The sequence below is a fragment of the Stenotrophomonas sp. 21LCFQ19 genome (assembly GCF_056861425.1).
Window position 1 is genome coordinate 33,820 of the sequence record NZ_JBSPUF010000011.1, and the last position, 25,197, is coordinate 59,016.

22 protein-coding genes are annotated in these 25,197 nt (G+C 64.4%); 5 read left to right on the top strand and 17 right to left on the bottom strand.

The window, feature by feature from the left end; translation table 11 throughout:
* Positions 1-8: 8 nt before the first annotated feature.
* From AC13FW_RS13085 to AC13FW_RS13095, 3 genes are read right to left on the bottom strand one after another with little or no spacing between them, the layout of a single operon-like run.
* Positions 9-1,286 carry a YaiO family outer membrane beta-barrel protein gene (locus tag AC13FW_RS13085; RefSeq protein ID WP_482989346.1) on the bottom strand — a complete coding sequence of 426 codons (1,278 nt, stop codon included), beginning with the start codon at positions 1,284-1,286 and terminating at the stop codon, positions 9-11.
* A 17-nt stretch (positions 1,287-1,303) separates the two neighbouring features.
* On the bottom strand, positions 1,304-2,827 hold the full coding sequence (locus AC13FW_RS13090) for a glycosyltransferase family 2 protein (RefSeq protein ID WP_482989347.1): 1,524 nt from the start codon (positions 2,825-2,827) through the stop codon (positions 1,304-1,306).
* On the bottom strand, positions 2,824-3,885 hold the full coding sequence (locus AC13FW_RS13095; RefSeq protein ID WP_482989348.1) for a HEAT repeat domain-containing protein: 1,062 nt from the start codon (positions 3,883-3,885) through the stop codon (positions 2,824-2,826). Before AC13FW_RS13095 ends, AC13FW_RS13090 begins: the two co-directional genes overlap by 4 nt.
* Before the next feature lie 310 nt (positions 3,886-4,195).
* Here AC13FW_RS13095 and AC13FW_RS13100 point away from each other — a divergent pair, with 310 nt between their 5' ends.
* Complete coding sequence (locus tag AC13FW_RS13100; RefSeq protein WP_282272241.1) at positions 4,196-4,720, top strand: DUF2059 domain-containing protein; 525 nt, start codon at positions 4,196-4,198, stop codon at positions 4,718-4,720.
* A 437-nt stretch (positions 4,721-5,157) separates the two neighbouring features.
* Here the strand turns inward: AC13FW_RS13100 and AC13FW_RS13105 are convergent, their stop codons facing one another.
* Genes AC13FW_RS13105 through AC13FW_RS13115 form a run of 3 tightly spaced genes read right to left on the bottom strand, consistent with a single transcriptional unit; the run spans position 5,158 to position 8,212 of the window.
* On the bottom strand, positions 5,158-5,901 hold the full coding sequence (locus AC13FW_RS13105; RefSeq protein WP_482989349.1) for a pseudouridine synthase: 744 nt from the start codon (positions 5,899-5,901) through the stop codon (positions 5,158-5,160).
* Positions 5,898-7,565 (bottom strand): ubiquinone biosynthesis regulatory protein kinase UbiB, encoded by a 1,668-nt coding sequence (gene ubiB, locus AC13FW_RS13110; RefSeq protein ID WP_303748730.1) that lies wholly within the window; start codon positions 7,563-7,565, stop codon positions 5,898-5,900. Before ubiB ends, AC13FW_RS13105 begins: the two co-directional genes overlap by 4 nt.
* Positions 7,562-8,212, bottom strand: a complete 651-nt coding sequence (locus tag AC13FW_RS13115) for a ubiquinone biosynthesis accessory factor UbiJ (RefSeq protein ID WP_296252989.1) — start codon at positions 8,210-8,212, stop codon at positions 7,562-7,564. The genes ubiB and AC13FW_RS13115 overlap by 4 nt, the downstream gene beginning before the upstream one ends.
* 306 nt (positions 8,213-8,518) lie before the next feature.
* Here AC13FW_RS13115 and ddlA point away from each other — a divergent pair, with 306 nt between their 5' ends.
* On the top strand, positions 8,519-9,622 hold the full coding sequence (gene ddlA, locus AC13FW_RS13120; protein ID WP_482989350.1) for a D-alanine--D-alanine ligase: 1,104 nt from the start codon (positions 8,519-8,521) through the stop codon (positions 9,620-9,622).
* 75 nt (positions 9,623-9,697) lie between these two features.
* Here ddlA and AC13FW_RS13125 read toward each other — a convergent pair whose 3' ends face one another.
* From AC13FW_RS13125 to oleC, 4 genes are all read right to left on the bottom strand, one after another.
* Positions 9,698-9,853, bottom strand: coding sequence for a DUF1328 domain-containing protein (locus tag AC13FW_RS13125; RefSeq protein ID WP_282269396.1), 156 nt, complete (start codon positions 9,851-9,853; stop codon positions 9,698-9,700).
* A gap of 101 nt (positions 9,854-9,954) precedes the next feature.
* The gene (gene oleD, locus AC13FW_RS13130; protein WP_282269395.1) at positions 9,955-10,941 is read right to left on the bottom strand and encodes a 2-alkyl-3-oxoalkanoate reductase; all 987 of its coding nucleotides are present in this window, start codon (positions 10,939-10,941) and stop codon (positions 9,955-9,957) included.
* Positions 10,942-11,201: 260 nt separating this feature from the next.
* Positions 11,202-11,588 carry an endonuclease domain-containing protein gene (locus tag AC13FW_RS13135; RefSeq protein WP_296252982.1) on the bottom strand — a complete coding sequence of 129 codons (387 nt, stop codon included), beginning with the start codon at positions 11,586-11,588 and terminating at the stop codon, positions 11,202-11,204.
* 267 nt (positions 11,589-11,855) lie between these two features.
* Positions 11,856-13,499 carry an olefin beta-lactone synthetase gene (gene oleC, locus AC13FW_RS13140; RefSeq protein WP_482989351.1) on the bottom strand — a complete coding sequence of 548 codons (1,644 nt, stop codon included), beginning with the start codon at positions 13,497-13,499 and terminating at the stop codon, positions 11,856-11,858.
* A 104-nt stretch (positions 13,500-13,603) separates the two neighbouring features.
* Here oleC and AC13FW_RS13145 point away from each other — a divergent pair, with 104 nt between their 5' ends.
* Complete coding sequence (locus AC13FW_RS13145; protein WP_282269389.1) at positions 13,604-14,038, top strand: YkgJ family cysteine cluster protein; 435 nt, start codon at positions 13,604-13,606, stop codon at positions 14,036-14,038.
* A 262-nt stretch (positions 14,039-14,300) separates the two neighbouring features.
* Here the strand turns inward: AC13FW_RS13145 and AC13FW_RS13150 are convergent, their stop codons facing one another.
* From AC13FW_RS13150 to AC13FW_RS13170, 5 genes are all read right to left on the bottom strand, one after another.
* Positions 14,301-14,990 carry a phospholipase D-like domain-containing protein gene (locus tag AC13FW_RS13150; RefSeq protein WP_482989352.1) on the bottom strand — a complete coding sequence of 230 codons (690 nt, stop codon included), beginning with the start codon at positions 14,988-14,990 and terminating at the stop codon, positions 14,301-14,303.
* 236 nt (positions 14,991-15,226) lie between these two features.
* Positions 15,227-16,120 (bottom strand): alpha/beta fold hydrolase, encoded by an 894-nt coding sequence (locus AC13FW_RS13155; RefSeq protein ID WP_482989353.1) that lies wholly within the window; start codon positions 16,118-16,120, stop codon positions 15,227-15,229.
* A gap of 236 nt (positions 16,121-16,356) precedes the next feature.
* Positions 16,357-17,373, bottom strand: a complete 1,017-nt coding sequence (locus tag AC13FW_RS13160) for a 3-oxoacyl-ACP synthase III (protein ID WP_296252970.1) — start codon at positions 17,371-17,373, stop codon at positions 16,357-16,359.
* Between the two features lie 121 nt (positions 17,374-17,494).
* Positions 17,495-17,812, bottom strand: coding sequence for a DUF4156 domain-containing protein (locus AC13FW_RS13165; RefSeq protein WP_282269380.1), 318 nt, complete (start codon positions 17,810-17,812; stop codon positions 17,495-17,497).
* 362 nt (positions 17,813-18,174) lie between these two features.
* Positions 18,175-21,030 (bottom strand): M16 family metallopeptidase, encoded by a 2,856-nt coding sequence (locus AC13FW_RS13170; protein WP_482989354.1) that lies wholly within the window; start codon positions 21,028-21,030, stop codon positions 18,175-18,177.
* A 353-nt stretch (positions 21,031-21,383) separates the two neighbouring features.
* Here AC13FW_RS13170 and AC13FW_RS13175 point away from each other — a divergent pair, with 353 nt between their 5' ends.
* Both AC13FW_RS13175 and trmL read left to right on the top strand, forming a co-directional pair.
* Positions 21,384-21,788, top strand: coding sequence for a hypothetical protein (locus tag AC13FW_RS13175; RefSeq protein ID WP_296252410.1), 405 nt, complete (start codon positions 21,384-21,386; stop codon positions 21,786-21,788).
* Positions 21,789-21,825: 37 nt separating this feature from the next.
* Positions 21,826-22,305: a tRNA (uridine(34)/cytosine(34)/5-carboxymethylaminomethyluridine(34)-2'-O)-methyltransferase TrmL gene (gene trmL / locus AC13FW_RS13180; RefSeq protein WP_057627589.1), complete on the top strand. Its 480-nt coding sequence runs from the start codon at positions 21,826-21,828 to the stop codon at positions 22,303-22,305.
* A gap of 248 nt (positions 22,306-22,553) precedes the next feature.
* Here the strand turns inward: trmL and AC13FW_RS13185 are convergent, their stop codons facing one another.
* Together AC13FW_RS13185 and AC13FW_RS13190 are read right to left on the bottom strand one after the other, a co-directional pair.
* The gene (locus AC13FW_RS13185; protein ID WP_482989355.1) at positions 22,554-23,798 is read right to left on the bottom strand and encodes a CaiB/BaiF CoA transferase family protein; all 1,245 of its coding nucleotides are present in this window, start codon (positions 23,796-23,798) and stop codon (positions 22,554-22,556) included.
* Complete coding sequence (locus tag AC13FW_RS13190) at positions 23,795-25,192, bottom strand: amidase (protein ID WP_482989356.1); 1,398 nt, start codon at positions 25,190-25,192, stop codon at positions 23,795-23,797. The genes AC13FW_RS13185 and AC13FW_RS13190 overlap by 4 nt, the downstream gene beginning before the upstream one ends.
* Between the last annotated feature and the right edge of the window lie 5 nt (positions 25,193-25,197).

The following is a 25,197-nucleotide window of genomic DNA, read 5'->3' on the forward strand; positions in this document are numbered from 1 at the left end:
CTGCTCCCTTACCAGCGCGTATAGATGGAGCCGGACAAACGCTGCTCATCGAAGCCGCTGTCATCGTCGGCATAACCGGCGCCCAGCTTGAAACCCCAGTTGGGCGTGACCTGATGCCGCCACGCAACGCCGATGGCGGCGTTGTTGTCACGCACCACCCCGCCAAAGCGGTCCAGGTCGGTGCTGCGGCCGCTGCTGACGCTGACTTCCAGGTAGTCGTCGGCATCGCCCTTGTAGTAATTGCGCAGCAACACGCGATGGCTCCAGCTGCCCGAACCGACACCCGGCACGTGCTGCAGCTTGTAGCGGCCATACCAGTTGCCGACATAGCGGCCGACGCCGACGCCGTAGAACTCGGTGGTGTCGGAGAAGCGCAGCTGGTCGACGCTGGCCGACAGTTCCCAGCCATTGCCCACGCCCTGGAACACTTCCACGCGCCAGCTCTGCCTGGGCAGCACACCGCTGGACGGACCGCGCTGGTAACGCAGGTTTGCGTAGGCACGCGACCATAGCGGTGCATAGCCGTCCAGCGCCCAGGCGGTATCGGAGGTATTGAAGTGATCGGCGCGCAGGAGTTCCAGCCCCAACGAGCCGCGCGGGAAGTAGCGGCGCAGGGTCAGGTCGTTGTCGTTCCAGCTATCGCGGTCACCGCTGAAGCGGGTGTGATCCCAGCCCAGGCTTGCGCCCCAGCGGTAGCCATCGGCCGCCACCACATCCGGATTGGCCATGCGCGGCAACAGGCTCAGGCGCAGCTCGGCGATTTCCTTTGGATCGGCACCCAGCGTGGCGGCGGCGTCGAGATCGGCACGCGCGGCAGCGGTCTGGCCGAGCGCGCGCAGTTCGCGGCCTCGCGCGATGCGTGCTGCCGGGTCCTGCGGTGCCAGTTCAATCCAATGCGAGTAGGCATCGGCTGCCTGCTGCGGACGGTCGCTCCAGCGGTACATGTCGCCCAGTGCCGACCAGGCGTCGGCATAGGTCGGGCTGTTCTTCACTACCTGCTGCAGATCGGCCTCGGCGGCAGCGTACTGGCCATCCCAGGCGTAGGTGCGGCCACGCGCCAACAGCACATCGCCATTGCCCGGATGCTCGCTCAGCAGCGCACTGTAGCGGGCGATGGTGGCGGCGCGATTGGTGGCCTCGGACTGCTCGCGTATCTGCTGCAGCTGCAGGGTCAGGCTGTCCGGTGCTTCCTGGGCGAACGCCAACAGCGGTGCAGCGGCCAGGGCGAGCAACAGGCAACGCGACAGCACATGCCGCGGCGCACGGAGGGGATGGTGCTGGGTCATGGAACGGTTCCTGGCAATCATTTGTTGATACTCGATTCGCTGATCACTGAAGATGCAACTGCCACCGCCACCGGCACGTCTTCTTTGTGGCTCTGCTGCCAGGAACCATCACGACTGATGCGCCCCCAGCTATGCCGCTTGCGACGGGTGAACATCCAGCGGATGGTGGCGGAGAAACGCCATACCGAATTCACCTGGCGGTAGCCGAAGTTCTCCAGGATCGCCACAACGAACAGACGCAGCTGCTGCGCCGGTCGCGAATACAGACCGAAAGACAGTTCCTCCAGCAGCATCGCGTTGACCGAGAGCAGGATGCCCATGCCGACGGCCGCAGCGAGGAAGATCAGGAACACATCCAGCTGCACCAGCCCGCACAGGGCCAGCACGATCATCGAGACATAGCCCACGACCTCGATGATCGGCCCCAGGAACTCGAAGAACAGCATGAACGGGAACGCGACCCAGCCGGCGGCGCCACTGCGGCGGTTGAACAGCATGCCGATATTGGTCCACAGGCTTTCGGCCAGGCCACGCTGCCAGCGCATGCGCTGGCTGCGCAGCGATGACAGGTCGGTGGGCGCCTCGGTCCAGCACACCGGGTCGGGCACGAACACGATGCGGTAGTCGCGCTTTTCCTCGCGCAGATTGCGGTGCAGGCGGATCACCAGGTCCATGTCCTCGCCGACGGTGTCGGTGCGGTAACCGCCGATGGCGATCACCCTTTCCTTGTAGAACACACCGAAGGCACCGGAGATGATCAGCAGCGCGTTCATCGGTGACCAGCCCATGCGTCCGAACAGGAAGGCGCGCAGGTATTCCACCAACTGGAAGCTGGGAAGCCAACTGTTGGGCAGGCCGATCTTGTCGAGCATGCCGTCGCGCACGGTGCAGCCATTGAGCACACGCACCACGCCGCCGCTGGCAACCACGCGACTGTCTTCCAGGAAGGGCCGCACCACCCGCGACAGGCTCTCCGGCTGCAGGATGCTGTCGGCATCAACCACGCAGAACAGCGGGTAGCGCACGCAGTTGATACCGGCGTTGATCGCGTCGGCCTTGCCGCCATTGGCCTTGTCGACCATGCGCACGCGCGGGCAACTGGCCGAGGCATACACCCCGTGCACCGGTTCGGTCTGCAGGCGCGTGCGATAGGCCTCGGGCACCCGCACCAGTCCGAATGCTTCGATCAATGCATCGCGGGTACGGTCGCTGGAGCCATCGTTGACGACCACGATCTCGAATGCCGGGTAGCTGGTCTTGAGCAGCGAGCGCACCGAGGAAACCACCGAGGTTTCTTCGTTGTACGCCGGCAGGATGATGCTCACTGGCGGCTGGTACTCACGCAGACCGGCCGGCAGGTAATTGGCCCGGTACTCACGCATGTAGCGCACGATCTGGTAGGCCGAGATGTAGTTCAGCAGCAGGTAGGCCAGGTTGATCGCGACGAAGTAGGCCATGAAGAACCACTGCAGCGAGTCGGCGATACTCACCCACGGAATCTGCTGCACGTAGCTCACCAGCATCTGCCAATAAGCGTTCATGTCGCACTCCTCATCGCGTTCTCGGACAGCACCTGTTCGATGATGTCGCGCCCGTAGCCATCACTCTGTCGCGACTGCACTTCACGCAAGGCGTCGGCGCCCATGCCCGGCAAACCGAACAAGGCCTGCGCGGTGCGATAGCGCACCCACCAGACGCTGTCGGACAGCAATGCTTCCAATCGCCGCGCATCACCAGATTCGCCGATGCGACCCAGGGCGGCTGCCGCGTGCATGCGCACATGCCAACGCGACGCCGTGAGGAAACCAATGACCCGCTCACGATCCTGGCGATCGTTGATCAGCTGCAGGCAGACCGAAATGATGTGGTCATCCACGTGCCCTTCCAGCAACTGCCGTACCACCACCGCTGCACGTTGCGGATCGATGTCGGCAAGGAAGCGCACCAGCTTCACGGTGGAGTCGGCATTGGCACGCAACAGTGCATTGCTGATCTCGCGAGCGGCGCTGCCATCCTCGTTTTCTGCAAGGATCCGCGCCACGCTGCCCGGCACCCAGTCCTCGCGTTCGGTGATCATCGGCACGAAGGCAGACATGGCGCGCGGCGGATCCACCTGCGCCAATGCCCGCGCCGCGCACAGCGAGACAATCGGGCTGCGGTCGTTGAGGAACCTGGCCAACAGGTCGTAGAGATGCCGGTCGCGCAGATGGCCCAGGGCAATGATGGTCATCGCGCGGTCGTGGTAGCTGCCACGCAACATGCGTTGCGCCGCCTCCTCCAGACCCACCCGATGGCCGAGCGGCGCCAAGCGCCGTACCGACGCTTCCGGCAGGCTCTCGCAGACGCTGTTCCACGCTTCGATGAAGCCTATGACCTCACCGCGTTGCAATCGGTGCACAGGCACGGTTTCACCGGCAAGCTCGCGCTGCAGGACATCGTTCCAGTGCTGCCGAGCCTGGGTATCGCGCTTTTCCCGGCGCTGCGCCCTTACCCGCAGAAAAACAATGATCAACAGCAATACCGTAGCCAACAGCAGGGTGAGAATCGCCACCCAGCTGGCCACGACGAGTACGGTCGGCCCCTTGAACAGACTGTCCATCGCAGTTCCCTAGTTGTTGCGAGTACGTGGCTTGCGAGACCACGTACTCCCCCTGTGTACAACTTCTAGTGCCAAGCATAGATAGAAACGTGACCCTCGTCTCTATTTTTTTCAATTTCAGTAAGCCTCCTGTCACTAAATTATGTTAGGCAGGACCTCAATATGTAAATTTTTCATTAAAAACAATGCACTACAGCGCAATTCGACACTCGCAACTGCCTGCTCGCCTGCGCCCAAAAGTCAGAAACCTGTATTCAGCCCCGGCAAGGCGGCGGTTATGCTCAAGCACAGCCCATCACAAGGACGATCCATGCAGCGCTGCCGCCAGACCCTCCGTACCCGTTGCGCGCCCCTGTTGGTCGCCGCCAGCCTGGCGCTTGCCGGTATCGCGCCGGCATGGGCGGCCCCGGCCACCGATGCCGACGTCAACCGCCTGCTGGCCGCCTCCCGCGCCCAGAACATGCTCGACGCGATGCTGCCGCAGATGGAAGCCATGCAGGCGCAGCAGTTCGCCGAGATTGCCCAGAAACAGTCACTGACTGCCGAGCAGAAGGCCGGGCTGCAACGCATCCAGCAGCGCACCTCGCAGACCTTGCGGCAGGCGCTGGCCTGGTCGCAGATGCGGCCGATGTACGTGGATCTGTACAAGCAGTCGTTCTCGAAGGAAGACGTGCTGGCGATGGCCGAGTTCTACGAGAGCCCGGCCGGCCAGAGCCTGCTCGACAAGACCCCGGCACTGATGCAGAACCTGATGGTCGCCATCCAGCAGAAGATGACCCCGCTGATGGCCGACCTGCAGAAGGACCTGGAAAAGATCAACAGCGAAGTCAAATAAGCGCCCAACGGTAGCGCCGAGCCATGCTCGGCAATGGGCCTCACCGGTAGAGCTGCTCTGTTTTTTGTAGGAGCGGCATAAGCCGCGAAGCTGACGATATCGGAATCACCGACATTTCTGCGATCTGATGGTTTGTGGGCTTCGCGGCTGACGCCGCCCCCACAAGAGCTGATGGATCTTCGGGGAAGCCCCTGCCGAGCATGGCTCGGCACTACAACGGCGGGGTGCTAGCGCTCCGGTTTTTGTGGGAGCGGCGTAAGCCGCGAAGCTGGCAATACTGGAATCACCGGCATCTCTGCGATCTGATGATTTGTGGGCTTCGCGGCTTACGCCGCTCCCACAATCCTGCGCGTGCTGATGGGTTGCGGGGAAAGCCTCTGCCGAGCATGGCTCGGCACTACAGGTGAGGCTGCTGCCGAGCATGGCTCGGCACTACTTCAGTCCGGCAGCTTCCAGTTGAACAGGTCCATCGCTTTCTGGAACTCGCGGTCCAGCGGTGCGCGCACTTCGATGCGGCGACCATCCTGCGGATGCGGGAAGGCCAGGCGCTCGGCGTGCAGCAGCATGCGGTGCACGCCCTGCATGCGGAACGTGCGGTTGTGCCGTCCATCGCCGTGGCTGGTGTCGCCGATCATGTGGTGGAACATGTGCTTGAGGTGGCGGCGGATCTGCCGGAAACGCCCGGTCTGCGGCTGGCAACGCAGCAGCGCGTAACGCGAGGTCGGGAAGCCCGTCGACGGAATCGGCAACTCGCCTTCCAGCAGCTTCTGGAAGTGGGTGATGGCCTGCTTCTTGACCGGCTTGCCGGGGCCGCCGTCCAGGTCGTGATCGACGGTGAACGCATCCTCGGCCGGCCAGCCGCGGCATACCGCGAGGTAGTCCTTCTCCACCTCGCCGCCCATCAGCGTCTTGCCCAAGGTGCTGGCGCTTTCGCGATCGAAGGCCAGCAGCAGGCAGCCACTGGTGGCGCGATCCAGCCGGTGCACGAGGAAAATCGGCTTGCCCAGCTGCTCGCGCAGGCGGTCAGCGAGGAAATCATCCTCGCCGCGCGCCAGCTTGCTGTCGTGGACCATCAAACCCGCTGGCTTGTTGACCACCGCCAGCCACTGGTCTTCATACAGCAGCGGCAGCGGTTCAAAAACAACCGGCGCTTCCAATGCGTCATCGACAACATCACTCATCGACGCAACCACGCCGAAGCCACGGCAATCGCACCGACCGCGCCTGTCACCCACGACCACAGCGGCACCGAAGCGAACTGCGGACCGCCCGCTTGCAGGCCGTACAACAGCGCCGATACCACCATCAAACCAACACCGGCAACTGCAGTGACCACACGACGCTGCATGCGCTGCAACGTGCCTTCGAGATTGACGATGTCCTGTGAGCGCATCGCCAGCTCATGCTTGCCTTCCACCTGCTGACGCAGCCAGCTGTGCAGCAGTGCCGGCATGTCCGGGGCCTGGGTCATGATTTCCGGCAGGCGCTTGCGCAGTTCCTTCAACGCGCGACGCGGGCTGTAACGCTCGCGCAGGATGCGTTCCAGCACCGGCTTGGCCACTTCCCAGATGTCCAGGTTGGGGTCGAGCTGGCGGCCCACACCTTCGATGTTCAGCAGCGTCTTCTGCAGCAGGATCAACTGCGGCTGCAGGGTCAGCTGGTAACGCTGGGCGGTGCGGAACAGCTTCATCAGCACTTCGGCCAGCGAGATCTGCGACAGCGGGCGGGTGAAGTACGGTTCGCAGACCGCGCGCACCGCAGCTTCCAGCTCATCGATACGTACCGTGTTCGGCATCCACTGCGCCTGCAGGTGCAGCTCGGCGATGCGGCGGTAATCGCGGTTGAAGATGGCCATGAAGTTTTCGGCGAGGTAGAACTGATCCTCTTCCGACAGCTGGCCCATGATGCCGAAGTCCAGCGCGATGAAGCGCGGGTTGTCGCGGCGCGCCGGATCGATGTCGACCCAGATGTTGCCGGCGTGTGCATCGGCATGGAAGAAGTTGTCGCGGAACACCTGCGTGTAGAACACGCGCACGCCCTTGGCGGCCAGCGCCTTGCGGTCGATGCCGGCCTTGTCCAGCGCCACGATGTCGTCGGAAGGAATACCCCAGACCCGCTCCAGCGTCAGCGCGCGCTCGGCGGTATGGCTCCAGATCACTTCCGGGACGTACAGATCGTCCGAGTTTTCCCAGAAGCGGCGCAACACGCTGGCGTTGGCACCCTCGCGCTGCAGGTCCAACTCTGCCGCCAGGGTGGTTTCAATCTCGGCCACCACCTCGCGCGGGCGAATCTTGTCGGCACGCGGATGAGTGCGCTCGACCAATGCAGCCAGCGACTTGAGCAGGGCGATGTCACCGGCGATCTGCTTTTCGATATCCGGGCGCAGCACCTTGACCACGACCTGACGGCCATCGTCCAGCGTTGCCGCGTGTACCTGCGCGATCGAGGCCGAGGCCAGCGGCGTGGTGTCGAAGCTGGCGAAGGCTTCGGTAATCGGCAGACCCAGCGCCTGCTCGACGATCTGCAGCGCGCGTTCGCCGTCAAAGGGCTTGACCCGGTCCTGCAGCAGGGTCAGCTCGGCGGCGACGTCCGGCGGCACCAGGTCGCGGCGGGTGGACAGGATCTGGCCGAACTTGACGAAGATCGGGCCCAGCTCCTGCAGCGCCAGGCGCAGGCGCGCGCCGCGCGACTGCGAGGCGATATCGGCGCTGGCACGCGGCACGAACGGCTTGGCGATGCCGAGCCAACGTTCGACCGGGGTGCCGTCAAGCAGGTCATCCAGCCGGTAGCGCAGGATCACCCGGCCGATGCGACTGGCGCGGAACATGGCACGGGTCGCCTTCATGCGGCACCTCCGGCGCGCTGACGCAGGCGCGCGATGCGCGCGGCCATGCGTTCGACGTCATCGCGGATCACGTCCACATCATCATGGAAGGCATCCAGCTCGGCACGGGCAACGACATCACGCGACTCCTCGGTAACGTATTCGGCGGCGGTTTCGGCCAGATCCTTGGCGCTGCGCCTGGCCTGCAGCAAGGCTGCACGCAGGGTCTGCGCGATCTGCACGCCGAGGATCTCGCCAAAGGCTTTGACAAAAGGCTGCTGCCAATCCGGATCAAAACGGGTGGCCAGCTGCTGCAGGCGGCGCGCCAGCTCGGCATCGCCGGAGACCTTGACCCGCCCTGCCGGCGCGCTGTTGCCGCGCCGTGCATTGGCCAGGAATGGCAGCTGCGCCAGCACCCCGCCCAGCGTGCTGCGCACGGCCAGGTCCGGTTCCAGCGACGGATCAACCGGGCCCACGGTCAGGCGTTCGCCGGCGACCCCGATCTGCATCGCCAGCGACGGCGACTCCAGGGTCAGGGCAATGCGTTGGCCGTCGAGCGAGGCCAGTGCGGCGCGGGTATCCGGGTCCAGCGCCAGCGCGCGGTTCAAGGCCACTTCCAGCGCACGGCCGGCCAGCGGCTTGATCATTTTGAGGGGGGATGCAGGCATGCCGGCATTCTACCGGAGGGCCGGGATCGGGAGCCTGCCATGCACGATGTTGCGACGCCCCGCGACGTAGCCCGGGTAAGCGCAGCGCGCCCGGGGCCGTTGGCGGACGCGTGGGAAGCCGGTGCTGGCTTGCTCCCGGGTGCGCTGCGCTTACCCGGGCTACGGGCTCTGATGCATCGTCCGCACAGGGTTTGTTCATGTCAGCGCCCCGCGATAAACAAATCCCGAATCCCCAATCCCCATTTCCGGCGTTTGCGTTCATGCTATGCAGACACCACCAAACACAGCGTCAGGAGCACACAGGCAATGGGCAAGACCCGGGTTGGCATCATTTTCGGCGGTCGCTCGGCCGAGCACGAGGTCTCGCTGCAGTCGGCGAAGAACATCTTCGATGCGCTGGACAAGGAACGTTTCGACGTCAGCCTGATCGGCGTGGACAAGCAGGGCCTGTGGCACCTGTGCGATGCGGCCGGTTTCCTGCTCAATGCCGATGATCCCAAGCGCATTGCGCTGGACACCTCCGGCCCGGTGCTGTCGGTACTGCCCGGCGCCGAGCGCGGCCAGCTGCTGGCCGCCGATGGTCGCGACGTGCCGCAGTTGGATGTGGTGTTCCCGATCGTGCACGGCACCCTCGGCGAAGACGGCACCCTGCAGGGCCTGCTGCGCACCTTGAACCTGCCCTTCGCTGGCCCCGGCGTGCTTGGCGCAGCCGCGGCGATGGACAAGGACATGGCCAAGCGCCTGCTGCGCGATGCCGGCCTGGCGGTGGCGCCGTTTGCCTGTTTCAACCATGTCACTGCTGCACACGCCGACTACGACGCGCTGGTCGCGCATCTCGGCCTGCCGCTGTTCGTCAAGCCGGCCAACCAGGGTTCCTCGGTTGGCGTGAGCAAGGTGCGCACCGCCGACGAGTTCGCCACCGCGATGGCATTGGCCCTGTCGTTCGACCACAAGGTGCTGGTGGAATCGGCGATTGTCGGCCGTGAGATCGAATGCGCAGTGCTGGGCAATGACGTGCCCGAGGCCAGCGTCTGCGGCGAAGTGGTGGTGCATGACGACTTCTACGCCTATGACACCAAGTACATCAGCGCCAGCGGTGCGGAGACGGTGATCCCGGCCGATATCGCTGCCGATGCGCAGCAGCGCATCCGCGAGATCGCCGTGCGCGCCTACCAGGCGCTGGACTGCATCGGCATGGCACGCGTCGACGTGTTCCTCACCGAGGCCGGCGACGTCGTCATCAACGAACTGAACACCCTGCCCGGCTTCACCAAGATCAGCATGTATCCCAAGCTGTGGGGCGCAAGCGGTCTGGGCTATACCGCGCTGATCACCCGCCTGATCGAGCTGGCGCTGGAGCGCAACGCCGCAGACAAGGGCCTGCGCAGCTCGATCAGCACGTCGGCCTGATCTAAACTGCTGAAACGACGCGGCCCGCACCCTCCACGAGGATGCGGGCCGTTCTGTTTCTGGCGTCAGGAGTGATCAGCCTTTCTTGCGGAACATCGACACCACCGCAAGGATCAGGAAGACGACGAACAGGATCCACGCGATATTGCTGGCCGCACCGGCAATGCCACTGAAGCCGAGTACGGCGGCAATGATGGCGATGACGAAGAAAACGACGGCGTAATGCAGCATGGGCTGGGTCCTCGGTTGGAATCAGGGTTCCATCCTCGGCAATTGCCGGTCGCGATACGGTGACAGGAACGTTAGCGCCGGATGATGACGACACGGTCCATTCAGGATGCGGCGGCCAAACGCCGCAGGCCTTCCTCGATGGACACCCTGGGCACATAGCCGAAATCGCGGCGTGCCGGCTCCATCGAATACCAATGCGGCGTGCACAGCTGCTCGGCGAGGAAGCGGGTCATCGGCGGCTCGCCGGACAAGCGCAGCAGCGGCCACAGTTTTTCGCAGACCGAGCCGATGCGGTAAGCGGTCTTGAACGAGATCGACTTCTCCACGCCGGGCGCACCCACCGCTGCAAGCAGGCGGTTGAGCAGTTCGCGCATCGGCAGTGGCTCGCCGTTGGAAATGAAGTAGGCCTTGCCGGCGCAGGCCGCACCGACCACCAGATGATCGAAGGCATCGAAGTGCGCCTGCGCGGCGTTGTCGATGAAGGTGGTATCGACCTTGTTCGTACCATCACCGACAAAGCGCAGGCGGCCGGCGCGCGCGCGTTCGGCCAGCCGCGGCACCAGCTGGTTGTCGCCCGGGCCCCAGATCAGCCGCGGGCGCAGGGCGATGGTTGCCAGATCGGCACCATTGGCGGCCAGCACCTCCTGTTCGGCGATGGTCTTGGTGGCGGCATAAGGCGCCTGGAAGTCCTCGCCGTAAGGCACCTCATCCGCCCCCAGGCCTTCGACCGGATGGGTGGCGCGGTGGGTGACGCTGGGCGTGGAGGTATAGACCAGGCGGCCGATGCCATGCGCCTTGCAGGCGGCAAGCACGTTGCGGGTGCCGACCACATTGGCCTGGAAGTAGCTGTCGTAGCTGCCCCAGGCACCGGCCTTGGCGGCATTGTGGAAGATGGCATCCACACCGGCAGCGGCGTGATGCACGGCATTGGCATCGGCCAAGTCGCCACGGATCTGCCCTACCCCGATTTCCTGCAATGCCGGGTAATGCCCGCGATTGAAGCTCAGCACCTGATGGCCGCGTTCGACCAGGCCACGGCACAAGGCCTGACCGAGAAAACCACCACCACCGGTAACCAGAATCTTCATTCGTTTGATCGCTCTGTTGCTGGGCTTCCGCGCCGACTGGCCGCGGCGGAAGCATTGAGATTTGTCCGTCAGTATCGCAGTAGTGGTGTTTGGGTGCTTTGCAGGGGATGTTGGCGGAGAGCGTTACCCCTCCCCAGCCCTCCCCTCCGCCTTCGGCGCAAGGGAGGGAGCAAGAGCCCCCCTCCCCAACCCTCCCCTTGCCTGCGGCAAAGGGAGGGGGCAACAGCAGCAGCGCTGCGGTTGCGTCGAGCAGCCAGGCTTTAGCCCTCCCTTTCGCGCAGCGAAGGGGAGGGTTGGGAGGGGTGCTCTTCGCCGCGCGCCAAGGCCCGCAGAATGTCCTCCAACACCGCCGGCATCCGCTGCAGAACCTCGTCATTCCAGTAGCGAAGCACCCGAAAGCCCAGCCCATGCAGCACCTCGGTCCGCCGCTGGTCATAGGCAAGCTGCTCAAGATGCTGCCCACCATCCAGCTCGACGATCAGCTTCGCTTCAAGGCAGACGAAGTCGGCGATGTATCCGGCCAAGGGCATCTGCCGACGGAAGCGGAAACCTGCCAACTGGCGCCGGCGCAGTTGCTGCCATAGGCGGTCTTCGGCATCGGTGGGTGTGTTGCGCAAGGCTCTGGCACGCCTTCGCAGCTTGTCCATTGCAGCTCTCCGTTCTTGGTACGGAAAGCCTGCGATTGCTGGCGATGGGAGCCTGTCAGGGAATCACTGGATTCAAGCTGTCCATCGACTCAAAGAACACTGCGCTTTACCCCTCCCCAACCCTCCCCTTGCCTACAGCAAAAGGAGGGGGCAAAGCTTTAGCCCTCCCTTTCGCGCAGCGAAGGGGAGGGTTGGGAGGGGTGCTCTTGCTCTTGCTCTTGCTCTTGCTCGTGCTCGTGCTCGTGCTCGTGCTTCAAGCCTTCCAGCTCACCCCAGCTGCGCCTGCGCCCACACTGCCAGCTTCTCGCGCCCGATCTTGGCGTTGTGGCGGATATCCACGGGGAAACCCGGGTGACGCAGGAAGTGTTCGATGCCTGCGAAGCCCGGATGAGCCAATGCCAAGATCCGCAACTGCTTCTCGATTTCAGCGAAATGCTGATCCGGCAGCAGTTCGTAACACAGCACCGGCACCTGCTGGCCCAGCTCACCAACACCCACCAAAGCCGTACGCCGCACACCTGCCACGGTGTTGAACACCGGCTCCACCTGCTCGGTATACAGCGGCCCTGTCGCCGTCTCGACCCGATGCGTCTTGCGCCCGCAGAACCACAGCCGCCCTTCGGCATCGAACCAACCCACATCGCCCATCCGGTGCACGATGCGCTCGCCGCCATCGGCCAGTACTTCGCGGATCTTGGCCGCCGCCGTTGCCTGCGGCCGGTTGAAGTAACTATCGGTCGTTGTCGGGCCAACCACGGTGATCTCGCCCACTTCACCGGCCGGCAACTCACGCACGCCATTCCAGTCAGCAATGGGTTCGTCGGTGATGGCAATGATGCGCACGACATTCGGTGCGACCACGCGACCAACACAGGTGCCCGCACCAGCCTCGGTGGCCTCACGCGTATCGACCAGTTCGCGGCCTTCAATCACCGCTACCGGCAGGCATTCGGTGGCGCCGTATGGCGTCCAGAACTGGCCGTCTTCCGGCATCAGCGAACGGATCTTGGACACGATCTCCGGCGGCACCGGCGCACCCGCCGAAGTGGCGCGGGTCACCGTTGGCAGCGGCTGGCCGTGCTCGGCCAGCACCCGCATCAAGGCCGGTGAACCGAACAGCTGGGTCACGCCGAAGCGGGCAATGGCATCGTGAAGCTTGCACGGATCGGCGCTGCCCGGCCGGGTCGGGTCCATGTCAGGAATCACCGACGTCAGGCCCAGCGCCGGGTCGAACAACGCGAACGGCGGGAAGGTCGGCAGGTCGATGCCACCGGGCTGCATGCCGAAGGCATTTCGCAGCAGTTCCACCTGGCCGACGAAATGGCGGTGGCGATAGACCACGCCCTTGGGCACGCCGGTGGAGCCGCTGGTGAACAGGATCGCGGCCACGTCGTCGGGCGCGGTGGCGGCCAGTTGGCTGCCCGCGCCTGCACCATCGGCCTCTATCTTCGCCAGCGTGGTCCCGCCCCAGCCCCAGCGTCGACCGACGGTGACCTTGACCGTTGCCGCCTTGGCCCAGCCCAGCAGCACCCGCGCAAATTGCGCCAAGGGGATGCCGATGAAGGCCTGCGGCCGTGCTTCATCCAGGCACTGCTTCAGCGCGCGCTTATCAATGCCCGGATCGACCAGCACCGGCACCGCGCCGATCTTGAACAGGGCAAACATCAACAGGAAGAACTCCGGCCCCGGCCGCACCATCACCACCGCCCGCACCCCGCGGCCGATGCCGTTGGCCGCCAATCCGGCGGCAATGGCGTCGCTGCGGGCGTCCAGGGTGCGGTAATCGAGGATCACGTCATAGGCGGCCATGCCATTGGCGGCGGGCTTGCCGGGGCAACGGATGGCGATCTGGTCGGGCCGTTCACGCGCCAGCTCGGGCAGGCGCGCGGCGATATTGCAGGTTTCGTTCATCTTCCTATTGTCGCCAATGCAGAAAAATCTTGCGCGCAGGCCGTCACCGTGGAAAATTTCGCACCTTCCTTTTGTCCTAATCCTGCCGCCTAGGCCGGTATCCCATGCCCCATCCCTGCCTGACCTGCGGTGCCTGCTGCACCCAATACCGCGTTGCCTTCCATTGGATGGAATCGGACGAAGTCACCGAAGGCGGCGTGCCCCATCAGCTGACCCAGCGCCTGGACCCGCACCGGCTGTGCATGCAGGGCACCTACTCGGACCCGATCCGCTGCGTGGCCCTGGACTCGGAGATCGGCGTGTACTCACGCTGCACCATCCACCCGAACCGGCCCAGCGTGTGCCGCGAGGTGGACGCCTCCTGGGAATACGGCAAGGCCAGCTCACAGTGCGACCGCGCGCGCATCGCCCACGGCATGCCCGCATTGACCCTGGCCGACTGGCGCTGGCGCGATGATGCCGACAACGATGGCGATGACCATCCGGACGACAACGGCAACAGCCCGTCGTCACCGCCGAATACGCCGATTGCCGCTTGAGGGTGATGCGGTAGTTGTTGGCTTTGGGCTTTGGGCTTTGGGCTTTGGGCTTTGGGCTTTGGCCCTTGCCCTTACGCCGTCATTCCCGCGCAGGCGGGAATCGCTCTTGCTGTTGCTCTTCACCCTTGCCCTGTCCAAAGCCAAGGCAGAAGCCGAAGCAAGAGCCAGAGCGATTCCCGCCTGCGCGGGAATGACGGCAAGTAAATCAACGACATAAAAGCAGAAAGCCAGAAGCGAAAGGCGAGAAGCGAAAGTCCGCCCCTCAAAGCGCTTTGTAACGCCCCCACAACACCTCGAACTGCTGCGCGAAGCTGCGCACCAGGTTGCGGTCATTGCTGACCACCAGATTCTCATCGTTGTGCTCGGTCGCGGTGCGCGTCCAGTTGAAGCTGCCGTTGGCCAGCTGCTTGCCATCGAACAGCGCGAACTTGTGGTGCATGTGGTACTCGCTGTGGTCCACCCGCACCGGGATGCCGCTCTCGTTCAAGCGCCGGACGTCGTTCCCGTCGTCGTAGACCTTGTCGTTGTCGCTGATGATGCGCACCGTCACGCCGCGCTTGTACGCGTCCAGGATGACTCCGCTGAGGCGGTCATCGGAGATGGTGAACACGCAGATGTCCAGGGTCTGTTTGGCGCTGGCGCACAGCGCGCGCAGGCGTTGCATGCAGGCATCGCCCGGGGAGAAATAGGTGCTGGTCAGGGTTTCGACCGGGCCAGCATTGACGTCCAGCGTGCGCACCACCTGTTCAACCCACTTCAGCATCGGCAGTGCTTCGGCAGGATTGGCAGCGACCTGTTCGCGGGCGATATCGAAGGCGCGATTGCGCAGGAAGCGCAGGCGGTCGGGCGGTAGTTCGACGCCCAGCTCGCGCAGTGCGGAGCGTTCCTCGTTGCTCAACGCAAGGTCCTGCGCGCTGTCACGCAACTGACGGTCCAGGCTGTCGAAATCCATCTGTCACTCCCTGTGCAAAGAAGCACAGAGCTTCGCACACCTACGCGAGCCTGTAGGAGCGGCGTCAGCCGCGAAGCTGGCAACGCTTCAGTCCGCGAGAAATCAATCATCGCGCGCGCTTTGCGCGAAACGCCAGGCAACGGCTTGCAGGATGCGGAGGTAGCCGTAGCGGATCTATCCCTTGCTTCGCGGCTGACGCCGCTCCTACAAGTGCCCGCGCTCCCACAAGCCCCGGCTCACCCCAGTGGGTTGCGCTCCAGGAAGGCTCTTACCGCCGGCACGATCACTTCGTGCTTGTCTTCCAGCACATAGTGGTTGGCATCTTCGAACTCGGTCACTTCAGCCTGCGGCAATGCCTTGCGGAAGCCGGTAAGGAAATGATGATCGAAGCAGATGTCACGCAGGCCCCAGGCGATGTACACCGGGCGATCCGCAAACGACGGCAGCGCTGCCGCCGCACGCTCCAGCAGGGACCAGGCCTTGTCGGCTGGCGACAGCGGGATGTCCTGCATGAAGCGGATGGTGGAAATGCGGTTGGCCCAGTTGTTGTACGGCGACACATAGGCGCGGCGCACATCGGCTGGCATGCGCCGGCTCACGCCCAGCCACGAGGCGCCGGACGAGAATGCATTGAAGGTGCGGATGAACCATTCGCCCGGCTTCCAGTGCCGGCCCATGGCGATCTGCCACGGCATCGGCTTCTCCGGCGGCAACGGGAACGAGGCCGTGTTGGTGATCACCAGGCGCTTGACCTGATCGTGGTGCGACAGCGCCCAACCGAAGCCGATCATGCCGCCCCAGTCGTGCACGGCCAGCGTCACCGGACCGGTGATGCCCAGGTGCTTGAGCAGTGCGTCCAGATCATCCACGCGCGACTGCAGGGTGTACTCATAACGCTTGTCGTCGGGCTTGTCCGACAGGCCCATGCCGATATGGTCCGGCACGATGCAGCGGTACTTGTCGCTGAGGCCGTTGACCAGGTGCCGCCACAGGTAGCTCCACGACGGGTTGCCGTGCAGCATCACCACCACCTCACCGTCGCTCGGGCCTTCATCGATGTAGTTCATCGACAAGCCGGGGCGGACTTCGAAGCGGTGGGTCTTGCTGGGGTAACCGGGGAGTTTGTTCATCGGGTTGCACCTGCGGCTGCTAAGCCCCTCTCCCGCCGGGAGAGGGGTTGGGGAGAGGGTTGGCCGGAGTGGAGGAGCGTGGACTACCGCTCGAACTCCAGGCGCTTGCGTGCTGCGCACGCGTCCCCTTTTCCGCCCTTCGGGCACCCCCGCCTTCGCGGGGGCAGGCCCTTTGTTCCTCCCACAAGGGGAGAAGGAAAAGCATGCAATCTGGAAGTTCGCGGCCAGGCCGGAACTTACCAGACCACCTCGGCCATCGTGCAGTTCAAGCCCGAGCCGATACCCATCAGCGCGACGCGGTCGCCCTTCTTGAGCTTGCCCAGCTGGCGCAGCTTGCTCAGCACGATCGGTACCGACGCCGGGCCGATGTTGCCGTGCTCGCCAAAGATGGTCATCACCTTCTTCGGGTCGATGCCGAAGGCCTTGATGAAGGCATTGGTATGCGGCTGGCTGACCTGGTGGATCACGAACTGGTCGATCTCCTCCACCGCCCAGCCCAGCGCTTCGCGCGTAGCTTCAAAGGTCTTGGTGGCCAGCTTGATGCCTTCGATCAGCAGCATGCGGGTGTCGGTGACCATGCGGTCCAGGTTGCCCACGCACAGCTTGTTCCACTGGTTGGCTGCACGGGTCACGCCGCCCTTGTAGCGCGGGGCGTCCGGCACCAGCTCCGAGCGCGCCATCACCATTGCCGCCGCACCGGAACCGGTGGTCAGCGCAGCGACTTCGTCACGCATCTGCTGGGCGGTGATGTCCGGGGACATCATGCGTTCCAGGGTCTTTTCATAGACCAGGTTGGAGGTTTCGCCGTCGACGATCAACGCATAGTCGATGTCGCCGCGCTCCAACATCAGCGCCGCCATGTCCATGCCATTGATGAAGGCAAGGCAGGCGTTGGCGATGTCGAAGGTGACGCACGCTTCGCCGATGCCCAGGTTGCCGGACACGATGGAAGCGGTGGACGGCTCCAGGTAATCACGGCTGACCGAGGTATTGATCAGCAGGCCAACCTTGTCGGCGGTGATGCCGGCATCTTCCAGCGCCTTGCGGCCGGCCATGGTGGCGGCGTCCGAGGCCTGTGTACCCTGGTCCCAAAGGCGGCGCGCGTGGATGCCGGCGATATCGCCAAGCACGTCGGCACGAATGCCCAGGCGTTCCAGCGTGGGCTGGAGCCGCTCGTTGATTTCCTTTGAGGTCAGCGTATGCGGCGCATCAATATGCGCCAGTCCCGCGATCGAGACGTTTTGAAAAGGCATCAGAAAGCGCCAAGACTCAGGCGAAGGGGTCGCCATTCTAGCGCCTGCGCATTTTTACCGCATCTTTACAAATCGGCGGCCCGGCGTATGGAGCCGCCGGGGCCGTAAGACAGCTGGAAAATCAACGCGGCGGGCACTGGAAGGCGGCAAAGCGCTGGCTGCCATCGGCCGGCAGCCCGATGGCCTGCACGGCATTGGCGCCGGCACTGGGGGCTTCGTTGCGGGCCAGGGTTTCGAGCTCTTCCTGTACGCGCAGCGGGTTGCGGTTGTAGAAGCCGACCTTGTTCGTCACGGTGACCTCGATATCGCTCTTGGTCACGCAGCCCGGTGCAACCGGACCTGCGGGCAGTACGCGTACGGCCTTGCCGCCGGATTCAATCGGCACCCAGGTACAGGCGGCGGTGCTGGCGATCAGGGCGGACAGAAGCAGGACGCGCATGGACTATTCCTTGTGAAGATCAGCAGGGATTGTGCCGGGAATGGATGAACAGGTGGTGATCCCGGTGATTTGGTGCGCGGCAAAGACAAAACCTACCCCTCCCCAGCCCTCCCCTTCGCTGCGCGAAAGGGAGGGGGCAAAGGTGTAGTGCCGAGCCATGCTCGGCAGGGGCTTTACCGGCCAAAGCTAAAAGCTGCCCTCACCCCAACCCCTCTCCCGTACACGGGAGAGGGGCTAAAGAACCCCTCCCCAGCCCTCCCCTTCGCTGCGCGAAAGGGAGGGGGCAGAAGCGTAGTGCCGAGCCATGCTCGGCAGGGGACTTCCCGGTAAGGCTTCAGCGCAAGACGGCTACGCCCTGCCGCTTACTTCTTCTCCACCGGCTTGCCGTCGGCGTCGATCACGGTCACTTCGCCCAGCTTCAGGGCGCGCACCGGGGCCTCGGTCTGCTTCAGGTCGCCTACCACCACCCAGGTCAGCTTGGACGGATCCAGGATCTTGGCTGCCTCGGCGACCTGCGCCGGGGTCATCGCTTCGATCTCGGCCTTGCGCTTGAACACGTAGTCGTCCGGACGGCCATAACGCACGATGCCACCGATGGTGCTCATCACCGCCGATGCGGTTTCGTAGGCACCCGGCAGGCTCAGCGTCTGGATGTTGCGGATGCGGTTGACCTCGGCATCGGTCGGCGGACGCTGGCCGCTGGCGAACTGGCTGATCTCGGCGTTCATTTCCTTCATCGCCTCCCCGGTCTTGTCGATCTGTACCGGTGCAACCGCCATCCACGGGCGCTGGCCCAAGGCATTGGAGGCCGACGAACGTGCGCCATAGGACCAGTGCTTGTCCTCACGCAGGTTCATGTTCAGGCGCGAGGTGAAGTCGCCACCCAGCACGCCATTGGCGATGTCGAAGCGGGTGGTGCCCGCATCCATCGTCGAGGGCGCGACCTGACCGGCGAACAGGTTGGCCTGCACCGCGCCCGGCTGGTCGATCAGGAACACGCGCGATGCCTGCGGGCGATCCACATTGGTCAGGGCCTCCACCTTCGGCCGCGCACCCTCGCCCTTCCAGTCACCGAAGCTACGCTCCAGCAACGGCACGAGGTCCTTCAAGGTGGTGTCACCGACCACGATCAGGGTGGCGCCTTCCGGACGAATCCACTGCTTGTGGAAGGAGGTCAGGTCGTCACGGGTCAGCGACTGGATCGCCGCTTCGTCTCCGCTACCGGTGAACGGAATCGCATACGGGTGGCCTGCGCCGTACAGCAGCGGCGGCAGCACGCGCATCGCCACCGCATTGGGCTGCGCCTTTTCCTGCTGGATGCCTGCAATCCAGGTGGCCTTGATGCGGTCGATCTCGTTCTGCTCGAAGCGCGGTGCACGCACCACGTCGGCATACAGCGCCAGCGACGGCGCCAGGTTTTCCTTCAGTGCCGACAGGTACACGTTGGAACCATCCAACGACGCACCTGCGCTGACGCGTGCACCCAGGCTTTCCACAGCATCGGCGAACGCCAGCGAGCCGAGCTGGCCAGCGCCTTCGTCCAGCATGCCCATGGTGAAGTTGGCGGTGCCCGGCTTGCGGCCACGGTCGGCGGTGAAGCCACCCGGGAACTCATAGCTGAACTGCACCACCGGAACATCATGGCGCTCGGCCAGCACCACCTGGGTGCCGTTCTTCAGCGTGGCGCGCTGCATCTGCGGGAACTTCAGTTCCGGGAAGCTGGTGGTCTTGGGCACGCCGGCGCTGCGGTCGACCTGGCTCGGCAGCGTGGTGTACTTGGAGTCCACGGCCGGCACGTTGAACGGCGCCGGCTTGACCGACGGCAGCTCGGCCAGCGCAACACGCTCACCCGGCTCGACCACGATGGTGTGGTCGCCCACGCCCAGCCACTTGGCGCCGGCTGCCTTCACGTCGGCCGCAGTCGCCGCATCCACATTGGCCAGCGAGGTACGGAAGCAACCCGGGTTGCCTTCGTAAACGGTGCACTGGGCCAACGCGTCGGCCTTGCCGCCGAAGCCACCAATACGCTCGATGCCACGCACGAAGCCGGCACGTGACTGCACCTTGGCGCGCTCCAGCTCATCGGCAGTCGGGCCTTCGGCGATCAGTCGCTTCAGCTCCTCGTCGATGGCCGCCTCGACCTTGGCCGGGTCCACGCCCTGCTTGACCGTGGCCATGATCAGGAAGTTGGAGCCGAGCTGCGAGGCATCGGTCATCGCGCTGATGTTGTCGACCAGCTTGTCCTTGTGCAGCAGACGCTGGTCCAGACGCGAGGACTTGGCACCGCCCAGCACGTAGGAGAACAGGTCGAGCTGATCGATATCGGTGGTACCAACCTGGGCAACGTTCCAGGCGCGGTAGATACGCGCCTGCGGCACCTTGTCGGTCATCACTTCGCGGGTGGTGGCAGCGCGCTGCGCAACGTTCACCGCCGGCTGCGCCATGGTCGGGCCAGCCGGGATGTCGCCGAAGAACTTGGCGGCCTTTTCCTTGGCGGTGGCCACGTCGATGTCGCCGGCCAGCACCAGCACCGCGTTGTTCGGGCCGTACCAGGTGTGGAACCAGGTTTTGACGTCATCCAACGAGGCGGCGTTGAGGTCGTTCATCGAACCGATCACGCCGTGGTGATACGGATGGCCCGCCGGGTACATGGCGCGGGTCAGCTTGTCCCAGACCTGGCCGTAAGGCTGGTTCTCGCCCTGGCGCTTTTCGTTCTGCACCACGCCGCGCTGCTCATCCAGGGCGGCCTGATCGATGGCGCCGACCAGATGGCCCATGCGGTCCGACTCCATCCACAGCGCCATGTCCAACGCGGTGGTCGGCACGTTCTGGAAGTAATTGGTGCGGTCGGTATTGGTGGTGCCGTTCTGGTCGGTGGCGCCGACCTGCTTGAAGGGTTCGAAGAACTCGCCGTCGTGGTTTTCGCTGCGCTGGAACATCAAGTGCTCGAACAGATGCGCGAAGCCGGTGCGCCCGGCCGGTTCGTCCTTGGCACCGACGTGGTACCAGATGTTCACCGCCACGATCGGCGCCTTGCGGTCGGTGTGCACCACCACGCGCAGGCCGTTGGGCAGGGTGAACTCTTCATACGGGATATCGACCGACGCAGCGGCGGCGGCCGGCTTGGCCTCCGCAACCAGCGGGGCGCCAACGAATCCGCCCAGGGCGGCGCTCAGGGCCAAGGTCAACAAGGCGGTGCGGGGCATAGCTGCGTTCATTCCATTTCCGTTTGGGTATGAAGGTGAACGCAGATCCTAACCGGGCGCCGTCACATCGTCATACGCCATGCGTCATGGGTACCGAAGCAGCTGCACCGGTGTCCGTCCGGTCACTGCAGACGCGGCGAGTGTCCGGACAGCGGACACTTTTCATAATCAACAAACCCTTATTTATCAATTAGATGTGATTGGCACACATCCTGCTGCCTATTACTCGCAGCCAGATCACTTCAGACAATAAATGACTGATTGCTGAACAAATCAAAAAAAGCAAAGAAAGTTCTTGCACTACGGAAATCACTGTACTACCTTACTACCACACCACTGCCCACACACACCAAACAGGTCCCGCCATGAACGCCAAGTCTCTCGCCCTTGCCATCGCCCTCGTCGCCAGCACCGGCTTTGTTTCTTCGGTCCAGGCTTCGGATATCGTCACTTTGGACACCGTGCAGGTTCGCCCTTCCGCTGATCAGCTGGCACAGGCCCAGCACGAAGCCAGCAGCAACATCCCGACCCTGGCTGCGGTGCAGGTTCGCCCGACCGTCGGCCAGATGGTCGAGCTGATGGCCGAACAGACCGCCAGCCAGCTGGCCTCCGCCAGCCCGGTCGCCATCGGCACCCGCGCCGGCCAGTGGATGGTGTCGCTGCCGGCCATCACCGTCCGCCCGGAGGTTGAGCAGGTGCAGGCCATGGCTGCCGAAGCCGCTGCTGAAGCCATCGGCAAGGTCGTCGCGCAGGGCATGGTTTCCAACTAAGCCAGCGATGACGCAACACCCGGCGTAAACTGCGCCGATGACTTCTGCCCCTGTTTTCGATGTAGTGCTTTACCAGCCCGAGATCCCGCCGAACACCGGCAATGTGATCCGGCTCTGCGCCAACACCGGCGCGCGGCTGCACCTGATCGAGCCCCTGGGTTTCGACCTCAGTGACAAGCAGCTGAAGCGCGCCGGCCTGGACTATCACGAGTACGCACAGATGCAGGTCCACCCGGACCTGGAAACCGCCTTGGCGCGCATCGCCCCGAAGCGTTTGTTTGCATTGAGTACCCGCTCCAGCGTTCGCTATGACACCGTGCAGTTCGCCGATGGCGACGCCTTCCTGTTCGGCCCGGAAACCCGCGGTCTGCCGCAGGATCTGCTTGATTCCCTGCCCGATGGCCATCGCCTGCGCCTGCCGATGCAGCCAAACAACCGCAGCCTGAACCTGTCCAACTCGGTCGCCGTGGTGGTGTATGAGGCGTGGCGGCAGCAGGGGTTCCCTGGCGGCGCGTGATTCGCCCTTTGGTTTTTTTTGTATTTTTGTGGGAGCGGCGTAAGCCGCGAAGCTGGCAATGCTCCAGCTGAAGATTGATCGCCAAAAGCACCCCTCCCCAACCCTCCCCTTGGCTACGCCAAAGGGAGGGAGCGCAAGCCTGCGATCTGTCAGATGGCAGCGACCCGCTTTGCCCCCTCCCTTTGGCGCAGCCAAGGGGAGGGCTGGGGAGGGGTAACGCTCCAGCTCCAGCTCTCAGCACTCAGCACTCAGCTTTTAGCTTCAGCAGCAACCCCAACCACACCCAGCTCCCGCAACACCCGCAGCCGCTCGCCATCAACAGCAAGCACCTCCCCCAACACCTCGGAGGTGTGCTGCCCCAACACCGGCGCCGCCTGCTCATAGCGCAACGGCGTTGCCGAGAACTTCAACGGATTACGCACCATCGCCACGCTGCCACCACCGGCATGCGGCAACTCAATCCGCAAACCACGCGCCTGCACCTGCGGGTCAGCAAACACCTGATCAATCCGGTTGACCGGATTGGCCGGCACCACCGCTTGCTCCAGCGCCGCCAACCATTCGGACGTCGGCCGCGTGCGCAACACCTGCTGCAGATGCGGCACCAGCAGCTCGCGGTTCGCAACCCGGGCGTTGTTGCTGGCATAGCGCGGATCACGCGCCAGCTCGGGCTCGCCAATCACCTCGCACAAGCGTGCGAACTGACCGTCATTGCCAACCGCCAGCATGAAATAGCCATCAGCGGCCGGCATCACCTGGTACGGCACGATGTTCGGATGCGCCGTGCCCTGCCGGGTCGGCACCACGCCGCCGATCAGATAGTTGGAAGCTTGGTTGGCCAGCCATGCGACCTGGGTATCCAGCAGCGCCAGATCGATCTGCTGGCCAACACCGGTGCGTTCGGCATGGCGCAACGCAGCCAGGATCGCCGTCGCCGCATACATGCCAGTCATCAGATCGGTCGCGGCCACACCTACTTTCTGCGGGCCGGCACCCGGCGCACCGTCTGGCTCGCCGGTGACGCTCATCAGGCCGCCTATGGCCTGGATCGCCGCGTCATAGCCGGCGCGCTGCGCGTATGGGCCATCCTGGCCGTAGCCGGTGATCGAGCAATACACCAGCTTCGGGTTGATCGCCTGCAGGCTGGTGAAATCCAGCCCGTACTTCTTCAGGCCACCGACCTTGTAGTTCTCCACCAGCACGTGACAGTGCACGATCAGCTCGCGCAACAGCGCCTGCCCTTCCCCTGTGGTGAAATCAATCGCCACCGAGCGCTTGCCGCGGTTGGCGCACAGGTAATACGCCGACTCGCTGCTGTCATTGCCGTCGGCGTCCTGCAGGTAGGGCGGGCCCCAACTGCGGGTGTCGTCACCCACGCCGGGGCGCTCGACCTTGATGACATCGGCGCCGAAGTCGGCCAGCACCTGCGTGGCCCAGGGGCCGGCAAGGATGCGCGACAGGTCTAGAACGCGAACGCCCTCGAGCAGCTTCATTTCGGCCACCAGGTTTTGCAGGCTTCGGGCAGCACGGGCTGCCAGCCAATCGCTTGCTGGAACGCCTCCGCCAGCGCAATCAGCGTGAGTTCGTCGCCCACATTGCCGATCAGCTGCATGCCGGCGGGCAACTCTCCCTCAGCTACCGGCAGCGGTACCGACAAGGCTGGGTTGCCGGCCAGGTTGGCGTAAGCGGTGAGATCGGCCTGGCTGGCCGGCGCCGGGGTTCCGAACGGGAATGCACGCTGCGGCGCAGTTGGCATTACCAGCACGTCGCAACGCGCCAGCCACTGCTGCAGCTGCACCTGCCCGCGATCGGCGAGCTGCGAGGCGGCAGCCAGCTCGGCAGCGCTGCGGCCTTCTGCCCAGGACATCAGCTTGACCAGCAGCGGCGAGAATTTGCTGCGGTCAGCGGCCCAGGCCTCGGCGTGTTCGACCAGCAACTCGGCTTCGCTCATCAGCAGGCCAGCGCGACGTGCGCGTGCCGACGCAAATGCCGGTGCCGGCAGCGGTTTCAGCTGATGGCCCAAGCCGACCAGCACGCGCAGGCCATCCTCGAATGCCGCCTGCACGTCGGGCGCGATATCGGTTGCATCGAACAGATCCACCACGCCAATGCGCAGGCCCTCCGCATCCGGCGCGGCGTATTGGATGAAGCGCGACTGCGCGCAGTCCGGATCGAAGCCAGACATGAGCTGCAGCAACAGGCGCAGGTCACGCGCCGAACGCGTCAATGGGCCAATGTGATCCAGCCGCCTGCACAGGGCAACCGTGCCGCGCGTGCTGATCGCGCCCCAACTGGGCTTGAGCCCAACCACACCGCAATAGCTTGCCGGGATGCGCACCGAACCCATGGTGTCGGTGCCCAGCGCCGCCGCGCACAAACCAGCGGCCACCGCCGCGCCACTGCCACCGCTGGAACCGCCCGGCGTATAACCGTGCCGATGCGGGTTGTGACAAGCACCATAGAACGGGTTGTCGTTGTCGACGCCCATCGCCGCTTCGTGCATGTTGAGCTTGCCGACGATCACCGCGCCGGCTGCGCGCAAGGCACCCACCGCAGGATTGTCGCTGCTGGCGGCTGCGCTGTGACGGCGGGTCTCCATGCCAGCGGTGGTGACCATGCCGGCAACGTCGATATTGTCCTTGACCGCGATCGGCAGGCCTTCCAAAGGACGCGCCAGGCCACGTTGGCGGCGTTGCTGGGACTGCGTGGCCGCGGCCAACGCGCCTTCCGCATCGACATGGATATAGCTGTTGATCTGCACCTGGCTGGCAGCGATGGCCGCCAGCTGCTGCTCGATCAGTTCGGTGCAGCTGACGTCACCGGCAGCCAGCAAGGCCGCCTGCGCCGTCATATCCATGCTCAACAACTGCGCATCGGCCTTGCTCACGCGGT

Bases quoted from the DNA above. Each gene is read 5' to 3' on its own strand.
- AC13FW_RS13085 (WP_482989346.1), bottom strand. From the start codon at position 1,286: ATGACCCAGCACCATCCCCTCCGTGCGCCGCGGCATGTGCTGTCGCGT.
- AC13FW_RS13090 (WP_482989347.1), bottom strand. From the start codon at position 2,827: ATGAACGCTTATTGGCAGATGCTGGTGAGCTACGTGCAGCAGATTCCG.
- AC13FW_RS13095 (WP_482989348.1), bottom strand. From the start codon at position 3,885: ATGGACAGTCTGTTCAAGGGGCCGACCGTACTCGTCGTGGCCAGCTGG.
- AC13FW_RS13100 (WP_282272241.1), top strand. From the start codon at position 4,196: ATGCAGCGCTGCCGCCAGACCCTCCGTACCCGTTGCGCGCCCCTGTTG.
- AC13FW_RS13105 (WP_482989349.1), bottom strand. From the start codon at position 5,901: ATGAGTGATGTTGTCGATGACGCATTGGAAGCGCCGGTTGTTTTTGAA.
- ubiB (WP_303748730.1), bottom strand. From the start codon at position 7,565: ATGAAGGCGACCCGTGCCATGTTCCGCGCCAGTCGCATCGGCCGGGTG.
- AC13FW_RS13115 (WP_296252989.1), bottom strand. From the start codon at position 8,212: ATGCCTGCATCCCCCCTCAAAATGATCAAGCCGCTGGCCGGCCGTGCG.
- ddlA (WP_482989350.1), top strand. From the start codon at position 8,519: ATGGGCAAGACCCGGGTTGGCATCATTTTCGGCGGTCGCTCGGCCGAG.
- AC13FW_RS13125 (WP_282269396.1), bottom strand. From the start codon at position 9,853: ATGCTGCATTACGCCGTCGTTTTCTTCGTCATCGCCATCATTGCCGCC.
- oleD (WP_282269395.1), bottom strand. From the start codon at position 10,941: ATGAAGATTCTGGTTACCGGTGGTGGTGGTTTTCTCGGTCAGGCCTTG.
- AC13FW_RS13135 (WP_296252982.1), bottom strand. From the start codon at position 11,588: ATGGACAAGCTGCGAAGGCGTGCCAGAGCCTTGCGCAACACACCCACC.
- oleC (WP_482989351.1), bottom strand. From the start codon at position 13,499: ATGAACGAAACCTGCAATATCGCCGCGCGCCTGCCCGAGCTGGCGCGT.
- AC13FW_RS13145 (WP_282269389.1), top strand. From the start codon at position 13,604: ATGCCCCATCCCTGCCTGACCTGCGGTGCCTGCTGCACCCAATACCGC.
- AC13FW_RS13150 (WP_482989352.1), bottom strand. From the start codon at position 14,990: ATGGATTTCGACAGCCTGGACCGTCAGTTGCGTGACAGCGCGCAGGAC.
- AC13FW_RS13155 (WP_482989353.1), bottom strand. From the start codon at position 16,120: ATGAACAAACTCCCCGGTTACCCCAGCAAGACCCACCGCTTCGAAGTC.
- AC13FW_RS13160 (WP_296252970.1), bottom strand. From the start codon at position 17,373: ATGCCTTTTCAAAACGTCTCGATCGCGGGACTGGCGCATATTGATGCG.
- AC13FW_RS13165 (WP_282269380.1), bottom strand. From the start codon at position 17,812: ATGCGCGTCCTGCTTCTGTCCGCCCTGATCGCCAGCACCGCCGCCTGT.
- AC13FW_RS13170 (WP_482989354.1), bottom strand. From the start codon at position 21,030: ATGAACGCAGCTATGCCCCGCACCGCCTTGTTGACCTTGGCCCTGAGC.
- AC13FW_RS13175 (WP_296252410.1), top strand. From the start codon at position 21,384: ATGAACGCCAAGTCTCTCGCCCTTGCCATCGCCCTCGTCGCCAGCACC.
- trmL (WP_057627589.1), top strand. From the start codon at position 21,826: ATGACTTCTGCCCCTGTTTTCGATGTAGTGCTTTACCAGCCCGAGATC.
- AC13FW_RS13185 (WP_482989355.1), bottom strand. From the start codon at position 23,798: ATGAAGCTGCTCGAGGGCGTTCGCGTTCTAGACCTGTCGCGCATCCTT.